Genomic DNA, 23,539 nt, shown 5'->3' with positions numbered 1-23,539 from the left:
AACCGCCTGGCACGCGAGGTGCCAGCCAGTTAGGTGCGGCTTAAGCTGCTACCACGACAACGCGTACGGTGGCTTCAACTTCGGCGTGCAGGTGCACGGCTACGTCGAATTCGCCTACGTTGCGGATGGTGCCGTTCGGCAGACGAACTTCGCTCTTCTGCACTTCAACGCCGGAGGCGGTCAGTGCATCAGCGATGTCGTGGGTGCCGATCGAACCGAACAGCTTGCCTTCGTCACCGGCGGTGGCAGTGATAGTCACTTCCAGCTCAGCCAGTTGGGCAGCGCGAGTTTCGGCCGAAGCTTTTTTGTCTGCTGCGGCTTTTTCCAGCTCGGCACGACGCTCTTCAAACGCAGCCAGGTTGGCAGCGGTTGCAGCGGTGGCTTTGCCGTATGGCAGCAGGTAGTTACGACCGTAGCCGGCCTTAACGTTCACTTTGTCGCCCAGGTTGCCCAGGTTGGCGACTTTTTCCAGAAGGATCAGTTGCATGTGAAAATCCTCTAACTTTTAACCTTCACCGTTCGCGTTATCGGCGTCTTTCGGCGCCAGACGACCGCGAAAATCAATCAGGCCGTCGACAATGGCCAGAACCACGAGTAACGGATAGATCAGCTGCATGAACAGCACCATTGTTACGTACATCCCCACCAGCCAGAACTTGGCCAGGCGCTTCTGCGCGACCAGCCCGTGAATCAGGGCCAGTCCGGCGAACACCAGCGGTACGCTGCAAAACAGCACCAGCAAGGTGGCTTGTGAACCGAAGTACGGTCCGACCACCATGAGTGCCAGCAGCAACATCGCCGGGCCCACGGGGATTCTGATACTGCGAAATTCGCGACCAAAACCACCCGGGTTGTACAACAACGCCTGCCAATATCGCCCAAGCATCAGGCTCAGCACGCTGACGATCTGCATCATTACCGCCATCAGGCCGATCAGGGCCGGTGCAATCAGTGTCGCAAGACGCGCTCGCTCATCTACCGAAAGCTGCTGGTAGAGTTCCCCGAGGGCCATCGGCAGGACCTTGACGATCTCTTGCGACAGCACCTCGATCTGCGGGCGGAAAGCCGCGTCGATCAACACCGAAAACACCAACCCCACTGCCACGCTGACCAGCAGCGTGCGGGCCCAGGACTCACTTGCGCGCAAAACCAACGCAAGGCTCGACGATCCCAGCAGTACCAGAAGTACCTTGGGTTCGCCCAGTTGCAGCCACCAGATCAAGGCGGCCAGCACTCCCAGGGCCAGGACGCCAAGGGCATCCTGCAAACCGCGCCGCAGCAGCACAAGGCAACCTGCGGCAGCACCCAACCAATACAACAACGGCAATGCTGCACATCCAGCCACTACGAGAGTGGCCTGCACGCGACCGCGCATGATGAACTCAGCTAAGGCGCGCATGCATTCAATCCCTTACTACTTGTCGACTGCCCGGTCTCAGCGGCCGTGGCTGTCGGTGTAGGCCAGCAGGGCCAGGAAGCGGGCGCGCTTGATAGCGGTGGCCAGCTGACGCTGATAACGTGCTTTGGTACCGGTGATACGGCTTGGAACGATTTTGCCGGTCTCGGATACGTAGGCTTTCAGAGTGTTGAGATCTTTGTAATCGATCTCTTTCACGTCTTCAGCGGTGAAGCGGCAGAATTTACGACGACGGAAGAAACGTGCCATTTGATAGGCTCCTTAAAAGGTCCGTGGATTACTCGTCAGCGTTATCGCTGTTGTCGCTGTCATCACTATCAGCGCTATCAGCGCCTTCGTGCTCAGGACGGTCGCGACGCTCACGGCGCTCACTGCGGTTTTCTTCAGCCTTGAGCATCTCGGATTGGCCGGTAACGGCTTCTTCGCGACGGATGACCAGGTTACGGATCACAGCATCGTTGTAGCGGAAGTTGTCTTCCAGCTCGGCCAGGGCCTTGCCAGTGCACTCAACGTTCAGCATCACGTAGTGAGCCTTGTGAACATTGTTGATTGCGTAGGCCAGTTGACGACGGCCCCAATCTTCCAGACGGTGGATTTTGCCGCCGTCTTCTTCGATCAGCTTGGTGTAACGCTCAACCATGCCGCCGACTTGCTCGCTTTGATCCGGGTGGACCAAAAAGATGATTTCGTAATGACGCATGAATGCTCCTTACGGGTTGTAGCCTGCCGCTCAAAAACGGTCAGACAAGGAGTGAATGACACTTATGGATCTTGCCGCAGGGAGGCACCTCGGTGCCCGCCAGGAAGGCAAGGGGCGCAATTGTAGAGAAGGGGGAGGATGCGTGCAAGGTGATTGGTGATTATTTGAACAATCTTCCAGACACCCCAAAAACACTGTGGGAGGGGGCTTGCCCCCGATTACGAAGGATCAGCCACATCATCTGCAACTGACACACCGCTATCGAGGGCAAGCCCCCTCCCACATTTTGATCACTTCTTCGTTTTGGCCTTGGCCTTTGCGCCACGCTGGCGCTGGGCTTCGAACAGGCAGACGCCGGTGGCGACCGACACGTTGAGGCTACTGACACTACCGGCCATCGGCAGGTGCACCAGGTAATCACAATGCTCGCGGGTCAGGCGGCGCATACCTTTGCCTTCGGCGCCCATGATCAGGATGGTCGGGCCGGTGAGGTCCTGGTCATAAATGCTGACCTCGGCCTCTCCCGCCGTACCCACGACCCACAGGCCGCGCTGCTGGAGCTTCTCCAGGGTGCGCGCCAGGTTGGTCACGGCCACCAGCGGAATCACTTCGGCTGCGCCACACGCGACTTTACGCACCACCGGCGTCAGCGTCGCCGATTTGTCTTTAGGCACGATTACCGCCAGCGCACCGGCAGCGTCCGCCGAGCGCAGGCAGGCGCCGAGGTTGTGCGGGTCGGTCACGCCGTCCAGCACCAGCAACAACGGCGCACCTTCGGTGCGGTCGAGCAGCTCGTCGAGCATCGCCTCGCCCCAGACCTGACTCGGGCTGACATCCGCCACCACGCCCTGGTGAACGCCCTCTACCCACACGTCCATTTCACGACGCTCGGCCTGGCCGATGGCAACCTTGTTTTGCGTGGCCAATTCAACCAGCGCTTGTACGCGCGGCTCGCTGCGCCCTTCCGCCAGCCAGACTTGCTTGACGCGCTTGGGGTGGTGACGCAGCAGTGCTTCTACGGCGTGGACGCCGTAGATTTTTTCCAGACTCATGACTTAGCCTTAGGTTTGCGCGACCCGCCGCTTTTCGCGGGAGCCGAGCCCGCTTTTGGCGGGCCTTTACGGTGTTTACTGGGCTTGCTCGACGGTTTTTCCGCCCCGTGGGACTTTCCCCCAGACGCCGCTTTACCACCGCTTTTGGCTTCATTGAGCAACTGCTGCTTCAACTCACGGCTCTTGCGCAGTTCAGCGTTTTTCGCCGCTGCATCGCTTGGGCGGTAGGCTTCGGGGGCCTTTTCCTTGGTCGATGAACGACGACCGGCCTTGGCTGGCGCAGGTTCGACGGTCGCTGCTTTGGCAGGCGCGGCCTTGCCTTTGCTGGTCGGTTCGCTACCACGCTTTTTACGGCTGCCCGGCGATTCGGCTGGCTTATCGGACATGCCGAAGTCGATCTTGCGTTCGTCGAGATCGACGCGCATGACCTGCACTTCAACGGTATCGCCAAGGCGGAAGCTGCGACCGGTGCGCTCGCCCGCCAGGCGGTGATGCACAGGGTCGAAGTGGTAGTAGTCGCCCGGCAAGGCGGTGACGTGCACCAGGCCTTCGACGTAGATATCGGTCAGCTCCACAAACAGACCGAAGCCGGTCACGGCGGTGATCACACCCGGGAACGATTCGCCTACGCGATCCTTCATGAACTCACACTTGAGCCAGTTCACCACGTCGCGGGTGGCTTCGTCGGCGCGGCGTTCGCTCATGGAGCACTGCTCGCCCAGCTGTTCCAGGGCCGCTTCGTCGTACGGATAGATCCGCGCCTTCGGAATGGTCATGGCACCGGCGCGCTTGACGTGCGGGGTGTTCATCTTGGAATGGATCACGCTGCGGATCGCACGGTGCGTGAGCAGGTCCGGGTAACGGCGGATCGGCGAAGTGAAGTGGGTGTACGCCTCGTAGTTCAGGCCGAAGTGGCCCTGGTTATCCGCGCTGTACACCGCCTGGCTCAGGGAGCGCAGCATGACGGTCTGGATCACGTGGTAATCCGGGCGGTCCTTGATGCTGGCCAGCAGAGCCTGGTAATCCTTCGGCGTCGGGCCGTCCTTGCCTTTGTGCAGGGACAGGCCGAGTTCGCCGAGGAACGCGCGCAGCTTTTCCAGACGCTCCGGCGGCGGGCCGTCGTGCACCCGGTACAACGCAGGGATCTCGTGCTTTTTCAGGAACTCAGCGGTGGCCACGTTGGCCGCCAGCATGCATTCCTCGATCAGCTTGTGCGCATCGTTACGGGTGGTCGGGGTGATCGCGGCGATCTTGCGCTCGGAACCGAAGACAATCCGGGTTTCCTGGGTTTCAAAATCGATCGCGCCTCGGGTGTGACGTGCGCCCAGCAACACCTTGTACAGCGCATAGAGCTGCTTGAGATGCGGCACGACATGGCCGTACTCACCACGCAATGCTTTGGCTTCGCTGGTTTTCGGCTGTTCCAGGATGGTGCTGACCTTGTTGTAGGTCAGGCGCGCCTGGGAATGAATCACCGCTTCATAGAACTGGTAATCGGTCATTTCGCCGGTTTTCGAGATAGTCATCTCGCACACCATGGCCAAACGGTCGACTTTCGGGTTCAGCGAGCACAGCCCGTTGGACAACTCTTCCGGCAGCATCGGAATCACGCGCTCGGGGAAGTACACCGAGTTGCCACGCACCTGGGCTTCGTTATCCAGGGCCGAACCGATCTTCACGTAGCTGGAGACGTCGGCAATCGCCACGTACAACTTCCAGCCGCCGGAGAACAGACGCAGCTTGCCCGGCTTGGCTTCGCAGTAGACCGCATCGTCGAAGTCGCGGGCGTCTTCGCCGTCGATGGTGACGAACGGCAGATGGCGCAGGTCGATGCGCTTCTCTTTGTCCTTCTCTTCGACTTCCGGCTTGAGCTTGCGCGCTTCTTTCACGACGGCTTCAGGCCAGACGTGAGGAATATCGTAGGTACGCAGCGCGACATCGATTTCCATGCCCGGCGCCATGTAGTTGCCGACCACTTCAATCACATCACCCTGCGGCTGGAAGCGAGGGGTCGGCCAGTGGGTGATCTTCACCTCGACAAACTGGCCAACCTTGGCATTCGCATTGCGGCCCGGGGTGATCAGCACTTCCTGCTGCACCTTCGGGTTATCCGGCACCACAAAACCAATGCCGCCTTCTTCGAAGTAGCGACCGACGATGGTCTCGTGACCACGGGACACCACTTCGACGATCACGCCTTCACGGCGACCGCGACGGTCCAGGCCGGAAACACGCGCCAGGGCACGGTCGCCATCGAACACCAGGCGCATTTGCGCCGGGCTCATGAACAGGTCATCGCTGCCGTCGTCCGGGATCAGGAAGCCAAAGCCGTCACGATGGCCGGCGATGCGGCCGAGGATCAGGTCGAGCTTGTCCACTGGCGCGTAAGTGCCACGGCGGGTGTAGATCAATTGTGCGTCGCGCTCCATGGCGCGCAGGCGGCGGCGCAGGGCTTCGAGCTGGTCTTCGGTGGTCAGACCGAATTCTTCAACCAACTGCTCGCGGCTAGCAGGCGAGCCCCGATCGGCGAGGTGCGCCAGGATCAGTTCGCGGCTAGGAATAGGGTTTTCATATTTTTCCGCTTCACGAGCGGCCTCGGGATCGAGGGACTGCCAATCGGCCATTAGAGAGTTTTCACCTTGTCTATATGCGGGTTAGTTTGGCATACGCGTATTGAAACGGGAAATTTCAGACGTCAACAAGCCTTTTAAAGCCCTTTGCAGCCCGCAACAGGCACCTTGCACGACCACTGGCGAAATTTTCCAGGCTTTTTTCGTGGCGGGGGTTTACAGCTTAAAATCCCCTCCGTATAGTGCGCGCCATCGACGACGGCAACGTTGTTTGATAATGCCCAGGTGGTGAAATTGGTAGACACGCCAGCTTCAGGTGCTGGTGACCTTACGGTCGTGGAAGTTCGAGTCTTCTCCTGGGCACCAAATTCAGATCAAACCCGCGAAAGCGGGTTTTTTCGTTTCAAGGCTCTGATTTTTAACGGAAAACTTGATTTATTTTTTTGAATCAGGGGTTTACAGATCAAAAAGCCCTCCGTATAGTTCGCTCCATCAACAGCGCAAGCGTTGTTGATAATGCCCAGGTGGTGAAATTGGTAGACACGCCAGCTTCAGGTGCTGGTGATCGCAAGGTCGTGGAAGTTCGAGTCTTCTCCTGGGCACCAAATTCAGATCAAACCCGCGAAAGCGGGTTTTTTCGTTTCCGGGGTTTGAAAACTTCCCAGTCGATTTCCGTCTGCGTCCGCACCTGAGAAACTTTATCGTTTATCCTTGCAATGATTTGTTGCACACAAGCGAGGAAAACTTCGGATGACCATCCGCGATACCCGTCTCAAGACATCCCTTCTGCGTGGCCTGACCCTCACCCTGCTCGGCCTGACCTTGCTCTCGCCCACCGCCTATTCCGCCGACAAGGTCTCCCTGACCCTGTACAACGGCCAGCACAAAGAAGTCGGCGATGAACTCGCCAAGGCCTTCGAAGCCAAGACCGGCATCCACGTCAACGTGCGCAAAGGCAGCAGCAACCAGTTGGCCAGCCAAGTCGTCGAAGAAGGCGACCGCTCGCCCGCCGATGTGATCTACACCGAAGAATCGCCTCCGCTGAACAAACTCGGCGAGCAAGGCCTGCTGGCCAGGATCGACGCCAGCACCCTCGACGTATTGCCCAAGGATTATGTTGGCGCCAATGGCGACTGGATGGGCGTGACCGCGCGCACCCGCGTTGTGGCTTTCAACCCGAAGCTGATTGCTGAAAAAGACCTTCCCGAATCGGTACTCGACTTTGCCGGCCCCGAGTGGCAAGGCAAAGTCGGCTTCGTGCCAACCAGCGGCGCGTTCCAGGAACAAGCCGTTGCGATCATCAAGCTGCACGGTCGCGAAGCGGCTGAAGAATGGCTGACCGGCCTGCGCGCCTTCGGCAAGGTGTACAGCAACAACATGGTTGCGCTGAAAGCCGTCGAAAACGGCGAAGTGGCCACTGTTCTGGTGAACAACTACTACTGGTTCGCCCTGAAGAAAGAAAAGACCAATCTGGATTCCCAACTGCACTACTTCACCAATGGCGACGCCGGCGGCTTGATCACCGTGTCTTCCGCTGCCGCGCTGAAATCCAGCAAGCACCCCAAGGAAGCCCAGCAACTGTTGGCGTTCATGGCCAGTGAAGAAGGCCAGCGCGTGATCACCAACACCTCGGCCGAATACCCGCTGCGCAAGGGTATGGAATCCAATCGCGGTCTCAAGCCTTTCAGCGAACTGCAACCGCCGAAAGTCACCCCGGCCGACCTGGGCAACGCCGAAGAAGCCCTCGACCTGGAACGTGACGTTGGCTTGAACTGATGAACCCATCGCTACCCGCCCTGCGCACAGGGCTCAGCCCAAGGCGCAAACGTCCGTCGATCTGGCTGTTGCTGCCGGTGCTGTTTCTGGTTGGCTTGAGCCTGTTGCCGCTGGCGTACGTCGGTACCAAGGCCTGGCAAGCGGGCTGGGCGGAAGCGGTGCATCTGCTGTGGCGACCTTATGTGTTTGGGTTGCTGCGCAACACCCTGGCGCTGATGGTGGGCGTTACGGTGAGCTGCGCAGTGATCGGCCTGTCCCTCGCCTGGCTGCTGGAGCGCAGCAACCTGCCGGGGCGACGTATCTGGGGCGTGATCCTGTGCCTGCCGTTTGCGGTACCGGCGTTTGTCAGCAGCTTTACCTGGGTGTCGCTGAGCGCCAGTTTCGAAGGGCTCGGTGGCGCCATCCTGGTGATGAGCCTGTCCAAATATCCGCTGGTGTTCTTGCCGGTGGCGGCAACGCTGCGCAATCTTGATCCCGCACTGGAAGAGTCGGCCCGCACCCTGGGACTGAATCGCTGGGGCATCTTTTTTCGCGTCACCTTGCCGCTGTTGTGGCCCTCGCTGCTGGCGGGGGCATTGTTGATCGCGCTGCATATGCTGGTGGAGTTCGGTGCGCTGTCGATCATTGGGTTGCAGACCTTCACCACCGCGATCTACCAGCAGTTCGAGCTGGAATTCAGCAATGCGAATGCTGCAATGCTGTCCGCCGTGCTGCTGGTGATGTGCCTGACGCTGCTGTGGCTGGAGCTGCGCGTGCGTGGCAAGGGCCGGCACGTGCGCATTGGCCAGGGCGCAGCGCGACATGCGGAGCAGGTGCGATTGGGCAAGTGGGCGCCATTGGGCCAGGTGTATTGCCTGGCGTTGGCGATCATCGGTAGCGGCATTCCCCTGGGAATGCTCGGTTATTGGCTGGCGGTGGGTTCGTCGGCTGCATTTCCGCTGGCCGAGATCAGTGAGGCGTTGCTGTCCTCCCTGGCGCTGTCTCTCGGCGGCGCCGCGCTTTGCCTGGTACTGGCGGTGCCGGTGGGACTTCTGGTAGTGCGCTACAAAGGTCAGCTGGCGATCTGGGCCGAGCGCCTGCCCTACCTGCTGCACGCCTTGCCCGGCCTGGTGATCGCACTGAGCCTGGTGTATTTCGCCCTGCATTACGTGCCGGCGCTGTACCAGACCTCGGCACTGTTGCTGATTGCTTATGCGCTGCTGTTTCTGCCACTGGCCCAGGCACCGATTCGCACAGCACTGAACAAGGCGGCGCCACAGCTTGAAGAGGCTGCACGCACGCTGGGCGCTTCGTCGTTCAGTGCATTTTGTCGGGTGACGCTGCCGATTATCTTCCCGGCCCTTGGCGCAGCATTTGCGCTGGTGTTCCTGGATGCGATGAAGGAATTGACGGCGACGCTGCTGCTCAGCCCGACCGGCCTGAATACTTTGGCGACGGCGGTGTGGGCGCATACTTCGAATGTGGAATTTGCGGCGGCGGCGCCTTATGCGGCGTTGTTGATAGTGGTGTCGGGGTTGCCGGTTTATCTGCTCACGACGCGGATGTATCTGAGCCGTTGAGACCGCTATCGGGGCAAGCCCCCTCCCACAGTTGACCGAGTTCCAGCTTTGGAATGCTGACAAATGTGGGAGGGGGCTTGCCCCCGATGAGGCCGGCACAGGCAACACTACGCCCTGAACTGCCCCAGGCTCGCCTTCAACTGCGCCGCCAACCCATCCAGCACCTTGCCACTGGCGGTGGTCTCCACCACCGCCTGCGCGGCACGCTCGGCCTGGGCATGGATCACCTCCACCCGACCACGCACCGCATGGGCACCCTGGGCCTGATGCTCGGCTGCACGTGTTGCCAAACCAATCGCGGCATGTACCTGCTCCACCGAGGCCTGCACCGTCTGCTGCAAACGCACGCTGTCACGCAGCACCAACAAGCCTTCGTTGGCCTGGCGCCCAGCCTTGCCGATGGTTTCCACCGCCTCCCGCGCGCCTTGCTGCAACGCCACGATATGCGCCTGGATATCGCCGGTGGAGCTTTGGGTCTTGCTCGCCAGTGCGCGCACCTCATCCGCCACCACCGCGAAGCCGCGCCCGGTTTCACCCGCACGTGCCGCCTCAATCGCCGCGTTGAGTGCCAGCAGGTTGGTTTGCTCGGCAATACCGTGAATCACGGTCAGCACCACCTCGATCTGCTCGCTTTGCTGGGCCAGGCGCTCGATAACCGTGGAACCGGCCTGCACCTGCCCCGCCAGCGCCTCGATCAAACTGCCGACTTCAGCCGAGGTGCGCGAGTTCTCGTCCGTGGCCTGACGAATATCCACCACCTGTTGCAACGCCGCCTGCATGGCGTGGCTTTCAGCCTGAGCTTCATCTGCCATCTGCGACAGCGCACGCAGACTTTCAGCCACTTCATCACGCTGCAAGCCCGCGGCCGCATCGGCACCGGCGTTGCGCAAGGTCATGGCGCCGATTTCCACACCCGTTCGCTGGGCTACATCCCCCGCCTCACGCACGATGGGCTGCAACTTATCCACAAAGCGATTGACCGCCGAGGCCATGTCGCCGATTTCGTCCTTGCTGCTGATTTGTACGCGCTTGGTGAGGTCGCCCTCGCCCGCCGCCAGATCATCCATGGCCGCGATCAACAGCTTCAAGCGGTTGACCACGCGACGACCCAGCACAACAGCGATCAGCAGCAATACGCCAAGACCGACCAGCGCGAGCCCCATGCCAATGCGCCAGCGCAGGGTGCCGGCAGCGTCCTGGACGGCACTGGTGGTGTTGGCCGTCATTTGGGTGGCTGTGGCTTGCGCAGATTGCAGACGGGCGCCCATGGCCGCAGCACTGTCGGCCGCTGCGCCCTTGAGGCTGTCGCCGACCAGTTGATCACCACTGGCGATCAGCGCCGCGAAACGCTTGTCGAGCGCTTGCAAGTCAGCTTCAACCGCAGCTGTCGAAACCCCCATGCGCACCTTGCCGATCTCTACACCATTCGGGCTGATGGACGCTTCCACGTAGAACACAGAAGGATCATCCTTGGCCGCATCCAGCACTTTATCCAGGGCACGATCACCCTTGCCCTTTTCCAACAACGCCTGGTTGATCGGGTTTTCACGGTTCAGGTAGCGAGTCAGGTGCTCACCTGCCGCGTCGTCATACACCACAAACAGCACGTTGGGATTGCGCTGGGCGCGTCGGGCGAACTCCGACAACGTCGGCACGTCACTGTCCCACATGGCGCGGGGCGCCACTGAGGCGAGCAGCTGTGCCATGTCATTGGCGGAGTCTTTCAGGTCTTTTTCCAGGGTCGCACGCAGTTGCTTCTGCTCTTCCTGCAGGCGAGCCGAGAGCCCAGCGGTCAGACGTTGGCGAGTACTTGTCGACAAGCTATCGAGACTGGACGTGACTTCCTTGCCAGCCTGGGCCAATTCGCCGGACAGCTTCTGGCTGTCGACACCCAGGCGATTGCCCAGATCAGCCTCCAGTGCTGTGACCGTGCTTCGCGTCAGGGCGACCGCCACCAGTACTTGCACCAAAAGAGCGATACCTAGGGTAACGAACACCGGCCGCAACAGACGGCTTTGTAACAATGAGAGAACGGCAGACATCGGGAATCCCTCCATCACGGGTGCCATTAATTTGATAGCACCGCGAAAGAAAGAACCAAAGCAAGGGTCGTGCCGCTCGGGCGACAGAAACGACAAAGGGCTCCCGAAGGAACCCTTTGCTTTTTACATCAACAGCTTATTAAGCGAACGGATGACGCAGAACGATGGTTTCGTTGCGGTCCGGCCCCGTCGAAATAATGTCGATCGGCGCGCCAATCAGCGCTTCAACACGCTTGATGTACGCACGGGCATTCGCCGGCAGCTCTTCCAGGGTCTTGGCGCCCACGGTCGATTCGGTCCAGCCCGGCACTTCTTCGTACACAGGCTGCAGACCTACGTAGCTGTCAGCGTCAGTCGGGGCGACATCTTTACCTTCCGCATCTTTATAACCAGTGCAGATATTGATGGTTTCCAGGCCGTCGAGCACATCCAGCTTGGTCAGGCAGATGCCCGAAATGCTGTTCACGTCGATAGCGCGACGCAGGATAACGGCGTCAAACCAGCCGCAACGACGGGCACGGCCGGTGGTCGCACCAAACTCGTGACCTTGCTTGGCCAGGTGCGCGCCGACTTCGTCGAACAGCTCAGTCGGGAACGGACCCGAACCGACACGGGTGGTGTAGGCCTTGGTGATGCCCAGAATGTAGTCCAGGAACATCGGGCCCACGCCCGAACCCGTCGCCACGCCACCTGCGGTGGTGTTGGAGCTGGTCACGTACGGGTAGGTGCCGTGGTCGATGTCCAGCAGGGAGCCTTGGGCGCCTTCGAACATGATGTCCTTGCCGGCGCGACGCAGGTCGTGCAGCTCGGCGGTCACGTCCAGCATCAGCGGCTTGAGCAGCTCAGCGTATTCCTTGCACTCGGCCAGGGTCTTTTCGAACTCGATGGCCGGCTCTTTGTAGTAACCGACCAGCATGAAGTTGTGGTAATCCACCAGTTCACGCAGCTTGTCTTCGAAGCGTGGCATGTTGAGCAGGTCGCCCACACGCAGGCCACGACGTGCGACCTTGTCTTCGTAGGCCGGGCCGATGCCGCGACCGGTGGTGCCGATCTTCAGCTCGCCACGGGCTTTTTCACGGGCCTGGTCCAGCGCAACGTGGAAGGACAGGATCAGCGGGCAGGACGGGCTGATACGCAGGCGCTCGCGCACCGGTACGCCTTTTTCTTCCAGCTTGGTGATCTCACGCAGCAGGGCATCCGGTGCAACTACTACACCGTTGCCGATCAGGCACTGCACGCCTTCGCGCAATACGCCCGACGGGATCAGGTGCAAGACAGTTTTTTCGCCATCGATGACCAGGGTGTGGCCAGCGTTGTGGCCACCTTGGTAGCGCACTACGGCGGCAGCATGTTCGGTCAGCAGATCAACGATCTTGCCTTTGCCCTCATCACCCCATTGGGTGCCCAGGACTACGACATTCTTACCCATAACACTTGTCCTCATTCGCGCAAACTTGGTGCCGGCGATGGCCGGCAGGAAAACTCAAGAAGCCAGTGGCGATACTTGCCAAAGCCCGTTCTGCAGAATCAATTGCCGGTCGCAGTCCGCTTCACGGGCGGCGGCCAATGGCTGACCAGGCAAGGCCTGGACAACACGCTGACCCTCACTGCGCAACTGGCAAACCTGCTGCCAGAGTGCTGCGTCCGTACTGTCGGGCATCCAGATGCCACCAGACGGCAGCTCGACCTCAGCACGCCCCAGGGTCACCAGGGTTTTCAAATCGGTGGAAAAACCAGTGGCCGGACGCGCACGACCGAAGTCAGCGCCGATATCGTCATAACGACCGCCTTGGGCGATGGCCTGGCCAACACCCGGTACAAATACGGCGAACACCACACCGGTGTGGTAGTGGTAACCGCGCAACTCACCCAGATCAAAGTACAGCGGCAGCTCCGGGAAACGCGCCGATAGCTGCTCGGCAATTGCCAGCACGTCATCCAGTGCCGCCAGTACCGGCGCCGGCGCATTGGCCAGGCGCTCACGGGCTGCCACCAGCACTTCACGGCCGCCACACAGATTCACCAGTGCGCGCAGCATGTCGGCCAGATCGGCAGGCACGCCAGCCGTGAGGGCGATCACTTCATCGATGGCCTTGCGTTGCAGGGCATCGAACAGCTGTTGTTCAACTTCACCAGACAAACCGGCCGCACGGGCCAGGCCACGGTAGATACCTACGTGACCCAGGTCCATGTGGACATCCGGTACGTCGGCCAATTGCAGCATGGCCAGCATCAAGCTGATCACTTCAACGTCGCTGCTTGGGCTGGCATCGCCGTACAACTCGGCGCCCAACTGGATCGGGCTGCGGGACGACGACAACGCACGTGGCTGAGCATGCAGCACGCTACCGGCGTAACACAGGCGGCTCGGGCCTTCTCGGCGCAGGGTGTGCGCATCGATGCGCGCCACTTGCGGCGTGATATCGGCACGGAAGCCCATCTGACGGCCCGACTGCGGGTCGATGACCTTGAAGGTGCGCAGATCCAGGTCCTGGCCCGCGCCGGTCAGCAGGGATTCCAGGTACTCGATATGGGGGGTCACGACAAACTCGTAACCCCAGCTCTGGAACAGATCCAACACCTGGCGGCGCGCTACTTCAATGCGCGCAGCTTCTGGTGGCAGTACTTCTTCGATGCCATCTGGCAGCAGCCAGCGGTCTACCGTTGCCATTACGCCATTCCCCTTTGATCCGGGCGGCCAGCCCTCGGCCGAGCCTTGAGTGAAGCAGAAAACACCCGCCCCCTGCATAAACCACGCGCAAGAGCGACGTGACGAACGGCCTGCAATCGGCCTCGTCGGGCACTTTCCTCGAAAAACCTGTCACGCCTGCCGAATCAAACATGCAGACGCAAAAAAGCCGGGAATTTCCCGGCTGCCGCATCATACACCCGTTTTCTGAAAGGATCACCCCGCCTGGCGTTTTAGCCGCCCGACGGAGTGCTTCCTACACAGTGACGAGCTGATTACTTGGCTTTTTCCAGGTAGCGGAAGAAATCGCTACTTGGGTCCAGCACCATGACGTCGGTTTTGTTCGCGAAGCTTTCACGGTAAGCACGCAGGCTACGGTAGAACGCGTAGAACTCCTGGTCCTGACCGTAGGCCTTGGCGTAGATCGCTGCGGCTTGCGCGTCGCCATCACCACGGGCCTCTTCAGACTCGCGATAGGCTTCAGCCAGCAGTACACGACGCTGACGGTCGGCATCCGCACGGATACCCTCGGCCAACTCGTTACCCTTGGCGCGGTGCTCACGGGCTTCACGTTCACGCTCGGTGCTCATGCGCTCGAACACGCTGCGGTTCACTTCCTTCGGCAGGTCGATAGCCTTGACCCGGACATCGACCACTTCGATGCCCAGCTCTTTTTCCGCCATGGTGTTCAGCGAACGGGTGATGTCAGCCATCAGCGCGTCACGCTCACCGGATACCACCTCGTGCAGGGTGCGCTTACCAAACTGGTCACGCAGGCCCGATTCCAGACGACGCGACAAACGCTCGTCGGCAATCTGCTTGAGGCCGGAGGTCGCGGTGTAGAAGCGCTCGGCATCCTTGACGCGCCACTTGGCGTAGGCGTCAACCATCACGGCTTTCTTTTCCAGGGTCAGGAAGCGCTGTGTCGGTGCATCCAGGGTCATCAGGCGGGCGTCGAACTTGCGTACCTGGTTGACGTAGGGGACTTTCACATGCAGGCCCGGCTGGACATCCGCCTGGACCACGCGACCGAATTGCAGCAGCACCGCACGCTCGGTCTGAGCCACGATGTAGAAGCAGTTCCAGGCAGCGATGACCACGACGACGCCCACAATCAGGGCGGTCAGCGATTTATTGCTCATCAACGACTCTCCCTGGTACGTGTTTGCTGTTGCAGCAAGTCGGCGGCCGCACGGGCGCTCGCTTCGTTGGCAGCGGCATTGGAACCGGTGGACGGTGCGCTGGTGCTGCTACGACCACCTTCGATCATCTTGTCCAGCGGCAGGTACAGCAGGTTGTTCTGCCCACCCTTGCTGCCGGTCACGAGAACCTTGCTGGTGTTGCTGAAGACTTCCTGCATGGTGTCCAGGTACAGACGCTCACGCGTGACTTCCGGCGCCTTGCGGTACTCGGCAACCAGCTTGGTAAAGCGATCCGCCTCACCCTTGGCGCGGGAGACCACTTCGTCGCGGTAACCGTTGGCATCCTCGAGGATGCGCTGGGCCTGACCACGGGCTTCCGGCACGACGCCGTTGGCGTAGGTTTCAGCCTGGTTGCGCGAACGCTGCTCGTCTTCACGGGCGCGGATCACGTCGTCGAAGGCTTCCTGTACTTCACGCGGTGCGGCTGCGCTCTGTACGTTCACCTGGGTGACGGTGATACCGGTGCGGTAGGTGTCGAGGAACCGTTGCAAGCGCTCCTTGATCTCGCTGGCCATCAATTCACGACCTTCGGTCAGCACCTGGTCCATCGCGGTCGAACCCACGACGTGGCGCAGGGCACTTTCGGTGGCGTGTTGCAAGCTGATTTCCGGCTGGTCAACGTTCAGCACGAAGTCCTGCAGGTTGCTGATCTTGTACTGCACGGTCAGCGGCACTTCGACGATGTTCTCGTCTTCGGTCAGCATCTGGCCCTGCTTGGTGTAGGCACGCTCACGCGTGACGTTCTCCATGTACTTCTTGTCGATCGGCGGGAAATAGATGTTCAGGCCCGGTCCGACGGTTTCGTAGTACTTGCCGAAGCGCAGCACCACGGCCTGCTCCTGCTCGTCCACCACGTAAACGGCGCTGTACAGCCAAACGGCCGCCAGCACGACAAGACCCAGGCCCAGCAGGCCATAGCCACCGCCCTTGCTTGTGCGACCGCCGTCGTCACCACCACGTTTTTTCCCACCACCGAACAACCCATTCAGGCTTTCCTGCAGCTTTCGGAAGGCCTCGTCGAGATCTGGTGGCCCCTTGCGGTCGCCATTATTGCGGCGTTTACCACCCCAGGGATCCTGATTATTCGAGTTGCCACCCGGCTCATTCCAAGCCATAGCGCTCTCCATCTGATAAAGCAAAGACGCACCCACGGCGCGCCGACCAATGCTACAGAATGCCTGCCACTGCGGCACAACCGCTTTAGGAGGCTTTTATTGCAAAGTGTGTTGTTCGATGAACTCTGTCGGTACCACGCCTTCACGGCTGACCAGCCGATTCAGCTCCGAGCGCGGCAATCGAACGGCCAGCAAGCTGACACCTTCTTCGTCGTGTTCTTCTTTCTGTACCGCGCCCAACTCGAAAAACTGTGCACGCAGTCGAGCAAAACGCTGGGGCAAGCGCAAGGTGCCAACGAACAAATCGCTGCCGAGCAACTCGGCAATGGCTTGTTCAAGCAACTCAAGACCGCTGCCATCACGCGCCGACAGCCAGACCCGCTGGGGCTTGCCGTTCTCATCGCGCTGGATTTGTGGCTCAACGCCCTCAAGCAAATCGAGTTTGTTATAGACCTCGAGGATCGGCAAGTCCTGGGCGCCAATCTCGCCCAGCACCAGCATCACCTGTTCAATCTGCAACATGCGATCCGGTTCCGCCGCATCGATCACGTGCAACAGCAAGTCGGAATTGCTCGACTCTTCGAGCGTAGACCGAAATGCCTCGACCAGCTTGTGCGGCAAGTGACGAATGAAACCCACGGTATCGGCCAGGACAATCGGCCCCAGGTCGTCAAGGTCCAGACGGCGCAGGGTCGGGTCGAGGGTGGCGAACAGTTGGTCGGCCGCGTACACGTCCGACTTCGTCACGTTGTTGAACAGTGTGGATTTGCCGGCGTTGGTATAACCCACCAGGGACACGGTCGGGATATCCGCACGGGAACGGCCACGCCGCGATTGCTCGCGCTGGCTGCGCACCTTCTCGAGGCGGCCCTTGATCTGGCGCAGGCGAACCCGCAGCAGGCGTCGGTCGGTTTCGAGCTGGGTTTCACCCGGACCGCGCATACCGATACCGCCACCCTGGCGCTCGAGGTGAGTCCAGCCGCGGACCAGCCGGGTGCTCATGTGGTCAAGCTGGGCCAGTTCGACCTGGAGCTTGCCTTCATGGGTACGGGCGCGCTGGGCGAAAATATCGAGAATCAGACCGGTACGGTCGATCACGCGACACTCGAAGACACGTTCGAGGTTACGTTCCTGACTGGGCGTGAGGATGTGGTTGAAGATCACCAGATCGGCTTCTTCGGCGTGGACCAGGTCGCGCAGCTCCTCGACCTTGCCGCTGCCAATCAGGAATTTGGCGGTTGGCCGATGACGCGGCACGTTAAAAAACGCAACGGTCTCGGCGCCGGCCGAATTTGCCAACTCCTGAAACTCCTGCGGATCTTCGCGCGCCTCAGGGTCCTGTCCATCCAAGTGAACGAGGATCACTCGCTCACCACCACCGTGGCGCTCAAAGAACAAAGGAGACTCCTATCAGGCGTTACCTGCCTCAACATCACCCTGTTCATCACCCGCTGCGCTAGGCAGACGGATTGGACGAACTGGAACGACTGTCGAGATAGCGTGCTTGTAGACCATCTGGCTGACGGTGTTTTTCAGCAGGATCACGAACTGGTCGAACGACTCGATCGTACCTTGCAGCTTGATACCGTTGACCAGATAAATGGAAACCCCCACTTTCTCTTTACGTAAAGTATTCAAGTAAGGGTCTTGTAGCGAATGCCCTTTTGACATGTGCCGCACTCCTTTAAGGATCAATAATAAAAAATCGGAAAATAGATAGCTTATGGCCGTCACACCCCCAAGGATAGACGGCAATTGCAAGGACTCAGCTCAATATGGAGACCGTTCCCAAGTATTTCAAGGCGCGTGACAGATTGTCGCTGTCCAGGCTGTCCAGCCAGTGCAAATCGCTCCAGCTGCGCAACCAGGTGAACTGGCGTTTCGCCAATTGGCGCGTGGCAATGATGCCGCGCTCCTGCATTTCGGCTGACGTCAGCTTGCCATCCAGATGATCCCAGACTTGGCGGTAGCCTACGGCACGTATCGAAGGTAACCCTGGATGCAGGTCACCTCTGGAACGCAGAGCTACGACCTCGTCCACAAACCCCTGTTCCAACATAATTGTGAATCTTTGTGCAATTCGTTCATGCAGCACCTGGCGATTTGCCGGAGCGATGGCCAGATTCGCCACAGTATAGGGCAATTGTGACTGTCCCGAAGCGCCTGCGTCAGCACTTTGCGCACTTTGTTTGCGCCGGTGTTCAGTCATGGTCTGCCCGCTCACACGCCAGACTTCCAGGGCGCGGGTGAGGCGCTGGGGATCATTGGGGTGAATGCGTGCGGCGGAGACCGGGTCGACTGCCGCCAACTGGTCGTGCAGGGCTTGCCAGCCAAGGCGTGCCGCTTCTTCTTCGAGCTCGGCGCGCACCTGGGCGTCGGCCGGGGGCATATCCGCCAGACCTTCCTGCAAAGCCTTGTAGTAGAGCATCGTCCCCCCCACCAGCAGCGGAATATTGCCCCGAGCGGTGATGTCGGCCATGGCGGCGAGTGCATCGGTGCGAAAATCTGCAGCCGAATAGCTCTCGGACGGGTCGATGATGTCGATCAACCGGTGCGGATACTGGGCCAGAAGCTCTTTCGAAGGCTTGGCGGTGCCGATGTCCATGTCCCGGTAAACCAGGGCAGAGTCGACACTGATCAGCTCGCACGGCAACACCTTGGTCAGCTCGATGGCCAGGTCGGTCTTGCCGGCGGCCGTGGGGCCCATCAGGAAGATCGCGGGGGGCAAGGCGCTCATCAACGGCCGCGCAGGAATAGTTTGTCCAGATCGTCCAGGCCCATCTGGGTCCAGGTCGGTCGGCCATGGTTGCATTGCCCGCTGCGCTCGGTGTTTTCCATGTCGCGCAGCAAGCCGTTCATTTCCGGCAGGGCCAGGCGGCGGTTGGCGCGGATGGCGCCGTGGCAGGCCATGGTGCCGAGCAGCTCGTTGATGTGCGCCTGGATGCGGTCACTGGTGCCGTACTCCATCAGGTCAGCCAGCACGTCAGCCACCAGCCGGTTAGCCTCGGCCTGCTTGAGCAGCGCGGGAATCTGGCGGATGGCCAGGGTTTCCGGGCCAAGGCGTTGCAATTCAAAGCCCAGTTTCTGGAACACGCTGTGGTGCTCTTCGGCGCAGTCGGCCTCACGCTGGCTGACTGCCAGGGATTCCGGCACCAGCAGCGGCTGCCCACTGAGGCCTTCGCTGGCCATGGCAATCTTGAGGCGTTCGTACATGATCCGCTCGTGGGCGGCGTGCATGTCCACCAGCACCAGGCCGTGGGCGTTCTCCGCCAGGATGTAGATGCCCTTGAGCTGCGCCAAGGCGTAACCCAGCGGTGGAATATCACCACCGCCTTCCGGCAAGGCGACCGGCGCCCCCGGCTCAGCCCCCGGCAGCGGTGCAAAAAACTCGCGATACGCAGCCTGGGCTTCGGCCACCGGCACCGCCGATTGCGGGCGCGGGGTGTATTGGTACTGATAACCCGAGCCGGAGCCGGCATTCGGCGCGGTATACGAAGGTTGCGGCTGTGGCGATTGCAGCAGGTTTGCCGCCAGGCTCATTTCGCCTTGAGGGCCGAACTCACCGGCTTGCGGGCCACTCGGCCGGACCACTGCCGTCACAATCGGTGCGGACAACTGATCATCCGGGCGCACATCCCCCAGGGTGCGGTGCAAGGTGCCATAGAGGAAGTCATGCACCATGCGTCCATCACGGAAGCGCACTTCGTGCTTGGTGGGGTGCACGTTGACGTCCACCACCGACGGGTCGACCTCAAAGAACAGCACAAACGTCGGGTGACGCCCGTTGAACAGCACGTCGCGATACGCCTGGCGCACCGCATGGGCCACCAGCTTGTCGCGCACCGCGCGGCCGTTCACGAAGAAATACTGCAAGTCCGCCTGGCTGCGGGAGAACGTCGGCAACCCGACCCAGCCCCACAGTCGCAAGCCGTTGCGTTCGATTTCAATGGGTAACGCTTGCTCTAAAAAGCCCGCGCCGCAAATCGCCGACACCCGGCGCGCTCGCGCAGCGTCATCGTTGGCTTCATGCAGGCTAAGGATGGTCTTGCCGTTGTGGCGCAGGTGGAAGGCCACGTCGAAGCGGGCCAGGGCCAAGCGCTTGATGACTTCCTGCAGGTGATCGAATTCGGTTTTCTCGGCCTTGAGAAATTTGCGTCGCGCCGGAGTGTTGAAGAACAGGTCGCGCACTTCCACCGACGTCCCGACAGGGTGCGCCGCCGGCTGGACCCGAGGCGCCATGTCGCGGCCTTCGGTTTCCACTTGCCAGGCCTGCTCGGCGCTGCGGGTGCGGGACGTCAGGGTCAGGCGCGCCACAGAGCTGATGGACGCCAGGGCCTCGCCGCGAAAGCCCAGGCTCATCACCCGCTCAAGGTCTTCCAGGTCGCGAATCTTGCTGGTGGCGTGACGCGCCAGAGCCAGCGGCAGGTCATCGGCGGAAATGCCGCTGCCATCGTCGCGCACGCGCAACAGCTTGACGCCGCCCTGCTCCACATCGACGTCGATGCGCTTGGCGCCGGAGTCGATGCTGTTTTCCAGCAGCTCCTTGATCACCGATGCGGGGCGCTCGACCACCTCGCCTGCCGCAATCTGGTTGGCGAGGCGCGGGCTCAGCAGTTCAATGCGCGACCCGCTGTTCAGGAGTGATTCACTCATTACTGCGCCGCCAATTCAGTGCCAGGGATGGTCAGCACCTGGCCGACCTTCAGTTCATCGGTTTTCAGGTTGTTGGCGCTGCGCAAGGTAGCGGCCGATACCTGGAAACGCACCGCCAGCATGGCCAGGGTGTCGCCCGGCTGCACGCGATGGTCACGCGGGCCCTGGGCGATTTTCCCCGAGTCACGCAGCCAGGCGATGTAGGTGCCCGGCGGCGGGTTCTGCTGGAAGAACTGGCGGATACCTGCACTGATCGAACGCGCCAGTGCCTGCTGGTGACTGGCGCTTGCCAGCTTCGAGGCTTCGTTGGAGTTGGAGATAAACCCGGTTTCCACCAGGATCGAGGGGATATCCGGCGATTTCAGCACCATGAACCCGGCCTGTTCCACACGCTGCTTGTGCAGCGAGGTGACCCGGCCGATGTTGCTCAGGACCTTCTGGCCCACGTTCAAGCTGGACGTCAGCGAAGCGGTCATCGACAGGTCCAGCAGCACGCCGGCGAGCATTTTGTCCTTGTCATCGAGGGACACGTTGCCGGCGCCGCCGATCAGGTCGGAACGGTTTTCACTGTCGGCCAGCCAACGGGCGGTCTCGGACGTAGCACCTCGATCCGACAGGGCAAACACCGAGGCGCCAAACGCGGCGGCCGAAGGCGCGGCGTCGGCGTGGATCGACACAAACAGGTCGGCGCCTTTCTTGCGGGCGATTTCGGTACGGCCGCGCAGCGGAATGAAGTAGTCGCCGGTACGCGTCAGCTCGGCGCGGTAGCCCTTCATGCCATTGACCTGGCGCTGCAGTTCGCGGGCGATGGCGAGTACCACGTCTTTCTCATGCTGGCCGCGTGAGCCGGAAGCACCCGGGTCTTCCCCGCCGTGACCGGCGTCAATCACCACGATAATGTCACGCTTGCCGGCCGGGGCCGGTGGCGGCGGTGGCAGCTTGACCTGCGGTTGCGACGGGTTCACCGGCACCGCCGGCACCGTTGCTACGCTCGGGGTCGGCGCAGGCGGCGGCGCGGCATCGGCGGCGTTGTCGAACAGATCGACCACCAGCCGGTTGCCGTACTGGGCGTTGGGCGCCAGGGAGAAGCTTTTCGGGGTCACGACCTTTTTCAGGTCGATGACCACGCGCAAATCGGTCGGCGTACGCTGGGCCGAGCGCATGGCGGTAATCGGGGTGTTGGCGGTGGAGACTTTCAACGGCGCGGCCAGGGTCGCCCCGTTGATGTCGATCACCAGACGATCAGGCGCCGTCAGGGTAAAGACGCTGTGCTGGACCGGGCCAGACAGGTCGAACACCAGTCGCGTGTTATCCGGCGCTCGCCACAGGCGAACACTCTTCACCTGTGAAGCAGCCAGAGCATTGACAGTCATTGCCGCAAGCAACACCCCCACGACAGCAACCAACGCGCGAAAGCGCATACCTAACCCCACCAATTATTTGAATTCCAATGCCAAAGCCGCGCACCACGACTGGCCGCGCACGCTTTGGGGCAACAACTTCAACTGACGTCCATGCTCATGCGGCGTAATGGTAATGGTCAGGTCAGGCTTTGGCAAAAAGCCTGTGCCTTTATCTGGCCACTCGATCAGGCACAGCGCATCTTCGTCGAAGTAATCCCGGATACCCATGTATTCCAGTTCTTCGGGATCGACCAGGCGATAGAGGTCGAAATGGAACGCTCGCACGTCGCCGATTTCGTAGGGCTCTACCAGGGTGAACGTCGGGCTTTTTACCGCCCCCGTGTGGCCCAACCCGCGAATGATCCCCCGGGACAGCGTGGTCTTGCCCGCCCCCAGGTCGCCTTCCAGAAAGATCAGCCCCGCTCCCGCCGTGACCTGGGCGATGCGCTGGCCGAAGGCAACCATGGCCTCTTCATCGACCAGGAAAAGAATTACTTCAGACACGGTGACTGCTCCTCCAGCAATTGACGAATGGCAGGGATCAAGTCACTGGCGGCCAACCCGCGACCGAACGTGCCCTGGCGATCTCCCGCCGTTGCGTGCAACCACACGGCCAGGCAGCTTGCCTCATAGGCTGGCATGCCCTGGGCCAGCAGTGCACCCACCAGGCCGGCCAACACGTCACCCAGCCCTGCCGTGGCCATCGCCGGTTGGCCTTGGTCACAGCGTGAAACACGCCCGTCCGGGCTGGCAATCAAACTGCCTGCGCCCTTGAGAATAGCCACTGCGTTGAATTTCTGGCTCAACGCGCGCGCCACCTTAATGCGATCGGCCTGAACCTCGGCTGTCGACAGACCCAACAACCGCGCCGCCTCCCCGGGATGCGGTGTGATCACGCAGTTGGCCGGCAAGCTGACGCTGCCGGTGGCGAGTTGATTCAAGGCGTCGGCGTCCCACACCTGCGGCTGGCTGGCGTTGGCGGCGACCGAAAGCAGGCTTTTGCCCCAAGACGCGTCACCGAGCCCAGGCCCGATCACAATGACCGAGATCTTTTCCAGCAGGCCCATCAGTTGGTTGGCCGAGGCGACGCCGACGGTCATGACTTCCGGCAGTCGCGCCAGGGCCGCGGGCACATGCTCCAGGCGCGTCGCCAGGGACACCATGCCCGCGCCGCTGCGCAAGGCGCTTTCGGCACTCAGCAGCGCTGCGCCGCCAAAGCCGCGGTCACCACCGATGACCAGCAAATGGCCGAACCGGCCTTTATGGGCGTCCGGGGAACGCGCAGCGAGTTGCGGCAAATGGCCGTGCAGCAGCGGTTGTACGTCGGTTATTGCGTGTTTTGTCTGCGGCATGCGTCTTCA

The 23,539-nt window shown here is 61.0% G+C and carries 20 protein-coding genes and 2 tRNA genes; 4 read left to right on the top strand and 18 right to left on the bottom strand.

Features of this window, described 5'->3' with window-relative positions:
- Nucleotides 1-40: 40 nt before the first annotated feature.
- The 6 genes from rplI to rnr all read right to left on the bottom strand — a co-directional run bounded on the left by rplI (nucleotide 41) and on the right by rnr (nucleotide 5,793).
- Nucleotides 41-487, bottom strand: a complete 447-nt coding sequence (rplI, locus tag LUU92_RS02825) for a 50S ribosomal protein L9 (RefSeq protein WP_003171376.1) — start codon at nucleotides 485-487, stop codon at nucleotides 41-43.
- Nucleotides 488-505: 18 nt separating this feature from the next.
- Entirely contained in the window at nucleotides 506-1,399 is an 894-nt protein-coding gene (locus tag LUU92_RS02820) for a YybS family protein (RefSeq protein ID WP_071491668.1), read from the bottom strand.
- 36 nt (nucleotides 1,400-1,435) lie between these two features.
- Nucleotides 1,436-1,666 (bottom strand): 30S ribosomal protein S18, encoded by a 231-nt coding sequence (gene rpsR / locus LUU92_RS02815; protein ID WP_002551829.1) that lies wholly within the window; start codon nucleotides 1,664-1,666, stop codon nucleotides 1,436-1,438.
- 28 nt (nucleotides 1,667-1,694) lie between these two features.
- On the bottom strand, nucleotides 1,695-2,117 hold the full coding sequence (rpsF, locus tag LUU92_RS02810; protein ID WP_003236224.1) for a 30S ribosomal protein S6: 423 nt from the start codon (nucleotides 2,115-2,117) through the stop codon (nucleotides 1,695-1,697).
- Nucleotides 2,118-2,407: 290 nt separating this feature from the next.
- On the bottom strand, nucleotides 2,408-3,169 hold the full coding sequence (gene rlmB, locus LUU92_RS02805) for a 23S rRNA (guanosine(2251)-2'-O)-methyltransferase RlmB (RefSeq protein WP_092246628.1): 762 nt from the start codon (nucleotides 3,167-3,169) through the stop codon (nucleotides 2,408-2,410).
- Nucleotides 3,166-5,793, bottom strand: a complete 2,628-nt coding sequence (gene rnr / locus LUU92_RS02800) for a ribonuclease R (protein ID WP_071491670.1) — start codon at nucleotides 5,791-5,793, stop codon at nucleotides 3,166-3,168. Before rnr ends, rlmB begins: the two co-directional genes overlap by 4 nt.
- A gap of 225 nt (nucleotides 5,794-6,018) precedes the next feature.
- On the opposite strand from rnr, the gene LUU92_RS02795 reads away from it, so the two are divergent.
- The 4 genes from LUU92_RS02795 to LUU92_RS02780 all read left to right on the top strand — a co-directional run bounded on the left by LUU92_RS02795 (nucleotide 6,019) and on the right by LUU92_RS02780 (nucleotide 9,074).
- A tRNA-Leu gene (locus LUU92_RS02795) sits at nucleotides 6,019-6,105 on the top strand.
- Nucleotides 6,106-6,257: 152 nt separating this feature from the next.
- Nucleotides 6,258-6,344: transfer RNA gene (locus LUU92_RS02790), tRNA-Leu, on the top strand.
- A 145-nt stretch (nucleotides 6,345-6,489) separates the two neighbouring features.
- Nucleotides 6,490-7,515, top strand: coding sequence for an extracellular solute-binding protein (locus LUU92_RS02785; RefSeq protein ID WP_071491673.1), 1,026 nt, complete (start codon nucleotides 6,490-6,492; stop codon nucleotides 7,513-7,515).
- Nucleotides 7,515-9,074: an ABC transporter permease gene (locus LUU92_RS02780; protein WP_257103127.1), complete on the top strand. Its 1,560-nt coding sequence runs from the start codon at nucleotides 7,515-7,517 to the stop codon at nucleotides 9,072-9,074. Before LUU92_RS02785 ends, LUU92_RS02780 begins: the two co-directional genes overlap by 1 nt.
- 107 nt (nucleotides 9,075-9,181) lie before the next feature.
- Here the strand turns inward: LUU92_RS02780 and LUU92_RS02775 are convergent, their stop codons facing one another.
- The 12 genes from LUU92_RS02775 to LUU92_RS02720 form a co-directional block, all read right to left on the bottom strand.
- On the bottom strand, nucleotides 9,182-11,116 hold the full coding sequence (locus LUU92_RS02775; RefSeq protein WP_071491675.1) for a methyl-accepting chemotaxis protein: 1,935 nt from the start codon (nucleotides 11,114-11,116) through the stop codon (nucleotides 9,182-9,184).
- A 139-nt stretch (nucleotides 11,117-11,255) separates the two neighbouring features.
- Nucleotides 11,256-12,545: an adenylosuccinate synthase gene (locus tag LUU92_RS02770; RefSeq protein ID WP_071491676.1), complete on the bottom strand. Its 1,290-nt coding sequence runs from the start codon at nucleotides 12,543-12,545 to the stop codon at nucleotides 11,256-11,258.
- Between the two features lie 54 nt (nucleotides 12,546-12,599).
- Nucleotides 12,600-13,787, bottom strand: a complete 1,188-nt coding sequence (locus tag LUU92_RS02765; protein WP_016972601.1) for an ATP phosphoribosyltransferase regulatory subunit — start codon at nucleotides 13,785-13,787, stop codon at nucleotides 12,600-12,602.
- Between the two features lie 293 nt (nucleotides 13,788-14,080).
- Entirely contained in the window at nucleotides 14,081-14,947 is an 867-nt protein-coding gene (gene hflC, locus LUU92_RS02760) for a protease modulator HflC (protein ID WP_025857365.1), read from the bottom strand.
- Nucleotides 14,947-16,122: an FtsH protease activity modulator HflK gene (gene hflK / locus LUU92_RS02755; RefSeq protein ID WP_028615515.1), complete on the bottom strand. Its 1,176-nt coding sequence runs from the start codon at nucleotides 16,120-16,122 to the stop codon at nucleotides 14,947-14,949. Before hflK ends, hflC begins: the two co-directional genes overlap by 1 nt.
- A gap of 96 nt (nucleotides 16,123-16,218) precedes the next feature.
- Nucleotides 16,219-17,520, bottom strand: coding sequence for a ribosome rescue GTPase HflX (hflX, locus tag LUU92_RS02750; protein WP_071491677.1), 1,302 nt, complete (start codon nucleotides 17,518-17,520; stop codon nucleotides 16,219-16,221).
- Between the two features lie 12 nt (nucleotides 17,521-17,532).
- Nucleotides 17,533-17,793: an RNA chaperone Hfq gene (hfq, locus tag LUU92_RS02745; RefSeq protein ID WP_058423463.1), complete on the bottom strand. Its 261-nt coding sequence runs from the start codon at nucleotides 17,791-17,793 to the stop codon at nucleotides 17,533-17,535.
- A 94-nt stretch (nucleotides 17,794-17,887) separates the two neighbouring features.
- On the bottom strand, nucleotides 17,888-18,859 hold the full coding sequence (gene miaA / locus LUU92_RS02740; protein ID WP_071491678.1) for a tRNA (adenosine(37)-N6)-dimethylallyltransferase MiaA: 972 nt from the start codon (nucleotides 18,857-18,859) through the stop codon (nucleotides 17,888-17,890).
- Complete coding sequence (gene mutL, locus LUU92_RS02735; protein WP_071491679.1) at nucleotides 18,859-20,775, bottom strand: DNA mismatch repair endonuclease MutL; 1,917 nt, start codon at nucleotides 20,773-20,775, stop codon at nucleotides 18,859-18,861. Before mutL ends, miaA begins: the two co-directional genes overlap by 1 nt.
- Nucleotides 20,775-22,196 carry an N-acetylmuramoyl-L-alanine amidase gene (locus tag LUU92_RS02730; protein ID WP_025857370.1) on the bottom strand — a complete coding sequence of 474 codons (1,422 nt, stop codon included), beginning with the start codon at nucleotides 22,194-22,196 and terminating at the stop codon, nucleotides 20,775-20,777. Before LUU92_RS02730 ends, mutL begins: the two co-directional genes overlap by 1 nt.
- A 15-nt stretch (nucleotides 22,197-22,211) precedes the next feature.
- Complete coding sequence (gene tsaE / locus LUU92_RS02725; RefSeq protein ID WP_071491680.1) at nucleotides 22,212-22,682, bottom strand: tRNA (adenosine(37)-N6)-threonylcarbamoyltransferase complex ATPase subunit type 1 TsaE; 471 nt, start codon at nucleotides 22,680-22,682, stop codon at nucleotides 22,212-22,214.
- Complete coding sequence (locus tag LUU92_RS02720; protein WP_257103126.1) at nucleotides 22,670-23,530, bottom strand: NAD(P)H-hydrate dehydratase; 861 nt, start codon at nucleotides 23,528-23,530, stop codon at nucleotides 22,670-22,672. The genes tsaE and LUU92_RS02720 overlap by 13 nt, the downstream gene beginning before the upstream one ends.
- Nucleotides 23,531-23,539 lie beyond the last annotated feature (9 nt).

The organism is Pseudomonas extremorientalis, assembly GCF_024584605.1.
Taxonomy (GTDB): domain Bacteria; phylum Pseudomonadota; class Gammaproteobacteria; order Pseudomonadales; family Pseudomonadaceae; genus Aquipseudomonas; species Aquipseudomonas extremorientalis.
This window is presented reverse-complemented; position numbering and strand designations above follow the sequence as displayed.